Annotated in this window: 8 protein-coding genes; 1 reads left to right on the plus strand and 7 read right to left on the minus strand. The window is 31.8% G+C overall.

Annotated features, from left to right (window positions below):
• Positions 1-41 precede the first annotated feature (41 nt).
• From asnB to JJD95_RS05620, 7 genes are all read right to left on the minus strand, one after another.
• Positions 42-1883, minus strand: a complete 1842-nt coding sequence (asnB, locus tag JJD95_RS05590) for an asparagine synthase (glutamine-hydrolyzing) (RefSeq protein WP_291641190.1) — start codon at positions 1881-1883, stop codon at positions 42-44.
• 148 nt (positions 1884-2031) lie between these two features.
• On the minus strand, positions 2032-3018 hold the full coding sequence (locus tag JJD95_RS05595) for an LCP family protein (protein WP_291641191.1): 987 nt from the start codon (positions 3016-3018) through the stop codon (positions 2032-2034).
• Positions 3019-3267: 249 nt separating this feature from the next.
• Positions 3268-4437, minus strand: a complete 1170-nt coding sequence (locus JJD95_RS05600; protein ID WP_291641193.1) for a hypothetical protein — start codon at positions 4435-4437, stop codon at positions 3268-3270.
• Between the two features lie 41 nt (positions 4438-4478).
• Positions 4479-4973: a DUF6241 domain-containing protein gene (locus JJD95_RS05605; RefSeq protein ID WP_291641195.1), complete on the minus strand. Its 495-nt coding sequence runs from the start codon at positions 4971-4973 to the stop codon at positions 4479-4481.
• Positions 4974-5288: 315 nt separating this feature from the next.
• The gene (locus JJD95_RS05610; protein WP_291641197.1) at positions 5289-6827 is read right to left on the minus strand and encodes a S8 family serine peptidase; all 1539 of its coding nucleotides are present in this window, start codon (positions 6825-6827) and stop codon (positions 5289-5291) included.
• Between the two features lie 23 nt (positions 6828-6850).
• Positions 6851-7801, minus strand: coding sequence for a cohesin domain-containing protein (locus JJD95_RS05615; protein WP_291641199.1), 951 nt, complete (start codon positions 7799-7801; stop codon positions 6851-6853).
• A 48-nt stretch (positions 7802-7849) separates the two neighbouring features.
• Entirely contained in the window at positions 7850-9484 is a 1635-nt protein-coding gene (locus tag JJD95_RS05620; RefSeq protein ID WP_291641201.1) for a dockerin type I repeat-containing protein, read from the minus strand.
• A 291-nt stretch (positions 9485-9775) separates the two neighbouring features.
• Here JJD95_RS05620 and JJD95_RS05625 point away from each other — a divergent pair, with 291 nt between their 5' ends.
• A complete protein-coding gene (locus tag JJD95_RS05625; protein ID WP_291641203.1) occupies positions 9776-10003 on the plus strand; it encodes a hypothetical protein in 228 nt (75 codons plus the stop codon).
• Positions 10004-10534: the final 531 nt, after the last annotated feature.

A 10534-nucleotide genomic window follows, 5' to 3' on the forward strand; every position in this document is an offset into this window, starting at 1 on the left:
TATTTATATAACATGCCACTTGCCACATGTGCGGGACCAATTTACTCTAAAATAACCTTGTACTCCCTAAGCCAAGTATCAACTTGGATTAGATATGCTATAAGTTGAGGTCCAGCCATCAGCTGCCCATACCAAGGCTTACCATAAGCATTCCCACCTGAATCAACTATTTGCTGAACTGTATCTTTATCAATTATTTGAAGAATTGGTGAAGTTTTATCTTTTAATATACTATTCATCCACTTTTGAACTGCTAAAGTATAATCAGGATTATGGGTTTTTGGATAAGGACTCTTTTTCCTCCAAAGCACATCATCTGGAAGTAACCCTGTAAGAGCCTCTCTTAAAAGTCCTTTTTCACGATCTTTATAATATTTCATATCCATAGGTATATTAAAGGCATATTCTACAAGTCTTTGGTCTGCAAAAGGAACTCTTACCTCAAGGCCGCTAGCCATACTCATTCTATCTTTTCTTGTAAGTAAGGTTATCATAAACCACTTTATATTTAAATAGAACAGTTCCCTCATTCTATGCTCTCTTTGACTTTCACCCTTAAGTTTTGGAACCTGCGCTACGCTTTCATCATATTTTGCCTGAACATATTCCTCTATTGGAAGGCTTTGAAGATCTTTAGATAGTATACTTTTTCTATCACTTACTGACTTTGACCAAGGAAAAGTAGTGGCATTTATATCTTCTTCCCGTCTAAACCAAGGGTATCCTCCAAAGAGTTCATCGGCACACTCACCTGAAAGCGCCACAGTTGAATTTTTTCTTACTTCCTTACAAAATAAATATAATGAAGAATCCACATCCGCCATTCCTGGCAAATCATTAGAAATAACAGCATCCTTAAGTGCTGATGCAAGCTCAGGTGTATTAAGAATTATATTATGATGATCTGATCCTATATAATTTACCATCTTATAGACCCAGTCAGAATCTGTATTAGGTTGGAACTCTGTAGGTTTAAAAAACTGTTTATTATCAGCATAATCTATAGAATAGGTATTTAAATTACTCATATTATTCCTCTTAAAATAAGAGGAAGCTACTGCTGAAATAATACTCGAATCAAGCCCACCTGATAAAAAAGTACACACTGGTACGTCTGCACCTAGTTGCCTTTCAATTGAATCCACCAAAAGATGACGTATGTGCTCAGTAGTCGTAGATAAGTTCTCGTCATGTCCCTTTGCATTAAGCTTCCAGTACTCCTTTGTTTTAAAGCCATCTTTATCGTAGCTTAAAATAAAAGCAGGTGGCAGTTCACTTATATTTTTAAAGATACCACTACCAAGTGGTCTTGCAGGTCCAAAACCAAATAGCTCAGTTAGACCTTTTTTATCAACAATTGGCTGTACCTTTGGATGAGCTAAAAGAGTCTTTATCTCAGAACCAAAGATTAATGAATTATCATTAATTGTGTAAAAAAGAGGCTTAACTCCAAGTGGATCCCTTGCTAAAAATAGTTTTTGTTGATTTTCACTCCAAACTCCGAAAGCATAAATACCATTTATATGCTTAACACACTCTTCACCCCAGAAAATATAGGCCACTAAAAGCACCTCAGTGTCAGAATAGGAAGAAAAACTAAATCCATTATCTTTTAAGGTTTTCCGAACTTCCTCTGTATTATATAATTCACCATTGTAAACTATCGTATAGGTATTATCCCCTATTTTTCTTGTCATAGGCTGTGCTCCACCTTTTGGATCCACAACAACCAGACGTCTATGACCTAAATTCGCATGCTTTGAAAAATAAAAACCGGTATCATCCGGTCCTCTTTTTTTCAAGGTATCCGTCATTTTATATAAAATTTCACGTTCACTTTCAATATTAGCATACAGATTAACCCACCCTGCAATACCGCACATTTTATCATCTCCTATAATTAAAAAACATTCATCCTTATAATATGCAATTTAACTGAAATTGCGCACAAAAAAATCCTTACAAAAGCTAAGAGCTCTTAAGCAAGGATCTTTCCCTTTTTAATTATTAAATTGAAAACTTAAACATAGCTTACTTGTTTGGCTTTATGTCTTCGTATATATATTTATGAAGTTGGTCTACAGTAGCATCCATTTTAGCAACTAAATACCATATCTTGTCTATAGTTTGACCTTCCCAATAACCGTCTATTGGGAATCTTTCTTGATCCAAAGTCTTTATACCTGAAGTAAACACTTTTGTACCAAGTTTAATTATATCTATACTATTCATGCTTGTCTCAGTCAATGGTAAAAGTTCGGAAACAACTGATGGAAATTCCGCAACCCCTAGCGACTGAATCTCTGTTAACATAGCTGATAATACGGTTCTTTGTCTTTCAGTTCTCGCAAAATCGTCTCCAGCAGTATACCGTATTCGAGTATATGCAACAGCCTGCATTCCGTTTAAATTCTGTGATCCCGAATTTGTAATTCTAGTTATTGATTTATTCTGAATTCCAGTCGTTTCACTCATATAGCTATTTATATAACCAACCTCATTCTTTTGAACGTCTACAGTTACTCCACCAATAGCATCTATGATTTTTTCAAGATTAAAAAAATCAACCGTAACATAATTTCTAATATCCATTTCAAAATTCTCATTAAGAGTTCTTATAGCAAGCTGTGGTCCACCGTAAAAATAAGCATGGGTTATCTTTGTTTTACCATGACCATTTACATTTACGTAGGTATCTCTCATAACTGAAGACATTTTTATCTTTTTACTCTTTTCATCTATAGAAAGTATCATTATAGAATCTGAACGAGCTGGTTCATTCTTATTTCTTCTATCTACACCGAATAATGCAATATTTGTTACCTTGCTTTCTAATGCTTCTTCTTCAACTGATTTAGTCTTAATACCTAAATCCTCATCTGTTTTCGATATTGTTGTAGTGTCCATTTTGTCAAGTTGCCAAAATGTGTAACCAAGAGTTCCTCCAATTGCAAATACAATAATAGCAAATAAACCTATAATAATTTTTTTCCAAAGTTTCATTTTTCTTCTTTTCATGTTTTTTTACCTTCCCATCCCAAGTAGCATCATTTGCTACTAAATTATAATCTATGTATTTTCGTTCTTTTTTTTAGTGTATAAGCTTTTATTCGTGCTAGTTCCCCCAATTGCACTGATATCATTATATCATATTGAATATTATTTATCATAAATACATTATAAATATATCTACATTTTTTAGGCAATAAGAAATCAGATATCTTATTAAATATCTGATTTCACTTTAAATTGTAGTTTATTTATCTATTAGTTATGCATAAAGAAAGCAAATGCATCTGTTTCTCTAGTCGCTCCCATGTTTCTTACATGAACCGCATTTCCTTGATTGTCTGCAACATATGCTAGAGTATAATTCCCACTATTAACCCATCCCATAAATACAAAGGTATGTGTTGGATATCCTGCTCCAGTATTAGTTGTAAAACAAATACTTCCCGGTGTAAGATGTTTGATATTAAAAGAGGATACCCACCCATTTCCTCTAAGATAACTTAAATACTGCCCCGTGTTACACTTTCTAAGTGGAACATTTACACCTATCCTTCTCATTGCTTCACTTGAAAAGTAGACACAATTATTTTTTTCTGGATATGGGTCACCTGGAAGATATAATTTGTGCAATCTAACCGCCTCGTTTAATACACTAGTTACATTAGCTGCTGATCTTAAGTATGCTGAAAGTTTTGCTCCATTTGCTGTTTGTTTAATCCCTAATTTTCCAAGTCTGTCTACCTCTTCCTTAGCTAATCTATCTATCTCTTCCTTAGCTAGTCTAGCCGCTTCCTCTTCATCTATATCCCCTACCTGTGTTCCTTCATTTGCTACCTTATCTGCTTCTATTTTAGCAAGCCTTTCTGTCTCAATTTTAAGTAATTTGTCTTCTTTCTCTTTTTCCGCTTTATCAGATGCCGCTTTTGCTATTTTATATTCCGCATCTATTTTAGCCTTATTCGCCCTATTAGCGGCTATTCTATCAATTTCCTCTTGTTTAGCTTTATCTGCAGCAATCTTTGCCAGTTTGCTAGCTTCTGCCTGTTTCACTTTATCTGCGGCAATCTTTGCCAGTTTATCAGCTTTTGCTTTTTTTGCTAGTTCTTCTTTCTCTTTAGCTTCTTTAGCTTCTTTTTCTTTAGCTTTTTTAGCCTCTAGTTCATTATCTATCTTTTCAGCTCTTAATAATTCCTTAGGTACTACCTCTTGTTTATAAGCAGTAGTATTTATACTGTTCTGTTTAGAAACTGCCGCTAAGGCTACTTCTTTATTTGCAAGTATAACTTCATTTTTAGCTTGTTCTTCTGCTTTACTTGTAATTATCCAAGCGCTTGTACTTAAAAGCGTCACTGCTATTAATACTGTTGTTATTACTATTCTCTTTGTAGTTTTGGCTTTAGCTCCTTTTTCTGTTCTTCTTTTCACTTGTTAACTCCCCCTAATGTTATTATTGTAGTAAAAATTTATTATTTCAAATATTCACTTCTTAGTTCTTTAGCTCTACCCATATTTCCATGGAGTAATTTCCACGCATAGTTATGAGCTTGTACACCTTGGCTATAATCGTTGTCCTTCCACTCTTGCAATATGTTTAAGAATACTTCTGTTTCTTCATTATATATTAAATCTGTATCTTTCACAATAACCATAGCTTCATTAATGCTTTCTTCATTTATAGGTTTCTCTCCAATTATCAAACCATCTTCTGCAACTATTAGAGTATTTGCCATTTGGTGTACCATAGCGTAAATATCCTCAGAATTACTTATTTTAGATTTATCTATTTTGGTATTATCTAAATCATCCTTATTTTTTTCTACAATTTGTTCTACAGATTCATTACCATCTGGTACTTTGGTTTCTATCTTATAAGTTATAAATTTGCTAAGTAGGAATATGGACCCACCAGTGAACATAATAATAACTAATCCAATAGCTCCCCTTTTAATAAATTTCTTCATTGATATCATCGACCTTATTTTCGTCTTCTTTAACTTTTTTTACAACTATCAATACTATAATAAGAATTATAGATAAACTTACTATGTTATTTTTCATACCAATCAACCTTCTACCTAAATACAAATACATACAATTAAACTATAACATTTTATGCTCTATTTTACTATGATTTCCTCTAAAAAAACTCATAATATTCATCGTGCAGTGATTAAACTTTCTGGTACCATAAATTCTGTCATCATTATTATTTTTAAGATATTTGACTTATCATTATAAAAATTGGGATAAACGAGAAATAGCATGATTTAGTCCCCTTATTGAATAGCTTTTGATAAAAGAACCAAATCATAAATATCAACTATGCTATCATTATTGATGTCTAATATTCTTTTATACTTTGATTCCCCTATACGTGAATTATAGGCTACCCCTATTAATGCTAAATCCATAATGTCAGTAGTTCCGTTATCGTCCACATCTGTAATATTAACTACTATTGAAGGTTTTGCTACAGCCATGGCTCCATAAGCATCTACAATAGCTCCTGTAGCAATTTTATCCTCTAACTGAGGTAACTTATGAGTACTTTTCAAAATACAATTTTTCACTTCAATTGACGATAAATCCATATTAACACTTAAAACAAGTGCTGCTACTCCAGTAACATAAGGAGTGGCCATAGACGTACCATTTTTATAACCATATCCACCCGGTACCGTGCTAAGAATACTACTTCCCGGTGCTGCAATATCCACAGAAACTTGACCATAGTTTGAAAACGTAGATAAGTATCCGTATTTATCCATTGAAGCTACTGAAATTATGTTAGGTAAATCAAAACTTGCAGGGTAACTTTTAACATAACTATCATTATCTAATCCATTTCCATTAATATCACCATTCCCAGCAGCACACATAAATAAAGCATCTGTATTTTTCATTACATCATATTGAGCTTGAGAAAAAGCATCGCCACCGAAAGAACAATTAAACAATTTCACACCTTTACTGGCTCCGTATTGAATAGCATTGATTATATCACTAGTATACATATTACCCTGTAAATCAGCCGCTTTCATAGGCATTATTTTAATAGTTGGTGCAACCCCTACTATCCCAATACCATTAGATGATGCAGCAATTATTCCACTAACATGAGTACCATGACCATGATCATCGTACAAATCATTATCCATATCTGCAAAATCCCATCCATTATAGTCATCCACATACCCATTGTTATCATCATCTATTCCATTATTAGGGGTTTCACTCCCATTAATCCAAATATTTTCTTTTAAATCTTCATGATTATAATCTATTCCAGTATCAATTACGCCAACCACTACATCGGGACTTCCTGTATTAATACCCCAAGCAGTCTTTACATTAATATCTATTCCGCTAGATATAATATTATTTAGTCCCCACATATCGCTAAACCCCGGTTCATTCTCAGGCAAATCAAATAACTTGCTAACATAATTCGGCTCAGCATATTCGATGTTTAAATCATTATTTAAATTTAATAACATTTCTTCCATTGAATATTTATTGTTATCAAATTTAACTATATCTACTTGCTTATTTAAATTATTCTGAGATTTAACGCTATATTTTTTCTCTATAGTCTCAATAGATGAGATTTTAGCTTTTACTAGAATTTCGCCTTCTTTGAATTTTATCTTCCCATTATTATTTTTAAAATTACTCATTATTTTTAATTTTGCACTTGATTTATCAATTTGAGGAGTAGTTTTTAAATAATTATTCGGAGTAGCTTGTACATGATATCCATATATATTAAATATAAATAAAATGATAAATAGTCTACTTATAGTCTTTTTTTTCATAAATACCTCCAAATTAATAATCACTAACTTTTCCTCTTGTTTTTGTTTCTAAGAAAATATATTCCGCCTAAAACTGCAAAAACTATTATAATTACAACAGAAGTTAACGCTCCCTTTTGCCACCTCTGACTTTTCCCAGTCTTATTTAAATTTTCATTCTTTACAGAAAAAACGATTTCACTTTTATTAGCCATCACTATATCCTTGTCATCAGCCATATTACTGTTTGAAAGACCTGTTGAAGCCTCTTGTTCTTGTTCTATTTCATTTTCATTATTATTTAAAGAATCAGTACTAGCTTTTGTGTTACTATTTGGATTTACAACAGTACTTTCCTGTTCTTTTTCACTTTCTTTAATAACAATAGAATCAGTACTAGTTTTTGCAGTACTATTGGTATATGGTTGCACCTTCGTTCTTTCCTCCTCAACTTCTTCAACTCTGCTATTACTACTAACATTAAATTCGTATCCAATAAATCCATATGTAAGTTCTTTAATGTTTTTGTCGCAAAGCTGTATCTTAAGATTATCAATATCATTCGGACTAGCTAAAAAAGGTTTACTCTTTATATGGAAGCTATCTTTTTTTAAAACTTCAACATTTATCTTTAGTAAAGTTCCTGAACCCGAAAACCCATTAATTTCTCCTAAACATGAGAACCCTCCAAAGCTTGCTATTCCATTTATATTATCTATTTTATTTTCCACATCAAAGGTATTTGTCCCATCTTTAGTGATTAAATCGCCTTTTTCAAAACTAATAATATTCAAAACCTTAGGATCATACTTTAAGCTAGCTGCTGCAGCATAAAGACTATCTATGTTCTCTATATTAATTAGTATCTGTATAGTTTGTCCTATTTCCATTTTTCCTTTTACATTCACAGTTAGAGATGCTGTTCCTTCAGCTTTAGCAGTTCCTCCATATATAAATAATATACAGCATAAAAAACATGCAATTATTTTTTTCATATTATCTAATACCTATCCTCTCCACCGCTTTCACAATAAAATAATTTCTTAATTTTTTATATCGCTTCTATATAAGGAAAAATTATAATTTAAAGCCGTAAGTGCGATATCCTTTATATCAATAATTCCGTCCACATTTACATCGCTGTTTCCAATGGATATCCTATTAGTGTCATTAACAACTGTTCCTTGCCCATTGATATTCTTAGATTGCTTTACGAAATCATATATATCTACTTGTCCATCTCCATTGGTATCCCCAACAGGTTTTAACCAATTTCCTCTCACATAACCACTTTTAGTGCTACCTTCAACATAATAGTTTACGTAACCATCCTTTATTATAGGTTCACCTTTTATTGTTACAATGTCATTTTCAATATAATATATAGAAGTTGCCACCATATTAGCATCCCTTATAGTTAGATTTGTGGTAGTCATATATTTATAGTTTTTTTCTTTGACTTTAAGATTTCCAGCATGTTTACCACTTATTTCTGCTATATCCGTCCTTGGTAAATTCACCGCTAAATTTATTGGTAATTGTACTACAGGAAACAAGTTAGGGTTATACACATATAAATCTAGCATAGGATTTTTGAAGACATTATTAGCATGTCCTATAACAAGCTTTTGATAAGTTGCATTAGGGTAACCTTTAGGGTCAACTGTATTAGCTCTAGGATTATTTCTTACGCTATAACCATTATAAGCCCATATAGCATAATACCAATGTTCTAAATAATTTGGCGATGCATTCCCAACTCTTGGTATCTTATAAGTTGCTCCATCATAAGTCTGTAATGCCCATTTTTTAAGAAGAATGTCTGCACCTTCCCTTATATTAAACTCTATATCATATTTAAGTCTATTAATATAAGTTGTATCAGTGGAGCCATAATCCGAAACTTGCATTATTCCTATTCCTACATGGTCAGACCCTATTAATGGTTGTCCATCTTTAAACTGCCTCCAAGTTGACTCCTGGTAAGCAATCGCCTTAAATATTACTGTGGGTATTCCCTTTTCATTGGCAATACTTTCCAACATTTTCTCTGTTTCAGCATAAGAAGGATTGTTATAATATTCAGAGATGGAAGCATCTTTGCTAGGAGTATATTTAAGTTTTTCTGTTTTTATAAGAACAAGTTTATTATCTTCTAAAGTAAAATAATTTTTAACAGTATCTGATGGGACTGCATTAGAATCATTTTCTACATATATAGGAATTTCCTCTAAAATTTCTTCATTATCTTTTACAGTTATAATACCTTTATAGATGTTTTCCTTATGAACAACTTCCACCATTTCACCATCATCCATTTTGTATATGTAATATGATAGTGTACCAGAAGTGTCTTTTGTCTTATTTTGAATTAATACTTTTGTATCGTCAATTTTTTTATCTTTAATAAAACTCATATTACTGTAAACACTTTTATCTTCATCCTTTTGAAAAATAAGCTTTCCATCGGAATTATAAATTTTAAGCTCACCGCCATTAAACTTTACTATCTCTTCCTTGCCATCATTGTTTAAATCTATTTTTGTATCTCCATTATCTGCAAAAACTAGTTTTTGTGAATTAGGAAGATTATAACTTATTAAAATTATGCATACAATTATGGACCCCACCCTAAATGCATTTTTAATAATACCATTAGTTTTTTTTACTTTATACATTAAAACACTCCTCTGTATTTTAGTTTATTTTTTAAGTAAGTTATCAATTTCCTTACAATATTATAAATTTTATTAGACATACTCTATGATTATCGTTCAAAAATATGACTTCTGAATACAAAGATCATATTATATTTGCATAATACTGTATTAAATCTACTATCACATTAATTAACACCCATTAATGCGTATTCATTGTAATATAATACAAACCGTGTATGATTATGTGTACAAGCTAATTTACTAAGTTTAATTGTATGAATTAGTTCAAAACACACTAGGGGAAGTACTATGAAGAGAATAATTACAACTATATCCTTAACCGTACTATTTTACATGTTTATTTCCAGTTATGCACAGGTCTTAGCTGAAGACTTCGACAAGGATGGTGTTGTGGACATACTTGATTTATCTTCTATGGCTAAAGAATACAATACAAGCAACACAATATATGATTTAAATGAAGATTCAATAGTGGCTATTTATGATCTGACAAAGGTCTGTAAGTCTTTGAGTTGACCTCTTTAGGTTTAGGGATAGTTACTGGTGAATCATTAAATTTAAGAAAAACTCCGAATCAAAAAAATATATCCAATACAATAACTCAATTACACCAGTATGATTGTTTCAGTATTGTTGATGACTTAGGGGAATGGTATAAAGTTAAGTACAAAGAGAACTTGCCGTATTTTATTGTAGTTTCTGTTTTTAGCATTCCTTTTGACTGGTAGATCTTTATTGCTTATATTTAAAAACAAGTTATTATCCAAGGTTTTGTAGCAAATACTTATCTTAAATTCTAGCCCCCTATTTGTAATAGAGCTTTCACGGAAACTCATTAGCTCCTATGATTACTCATTTCTAGTATCATTAATTTTTGTTGATTCCCCCATTTTTTCTGCATAAAACGCTTGACAAGTCTGTAAAAATTCGAAAAATCCCTCCTAGAGACATGTTTTAAAAGGAGGATTATTTTATGCTTAAAAATTGGAGCACTCATGCTGATTATCAGCAATTTATTATTTCAAATCTCTCATGTTTGTACAAAGC

This window comes from Clostridium sp., from assembly GCF_016650035.1.
Lineage (GTDB): Bacteria > Bacillota > Clostridia > Clostridiales > Clostridiaceae > Clostridium_AD.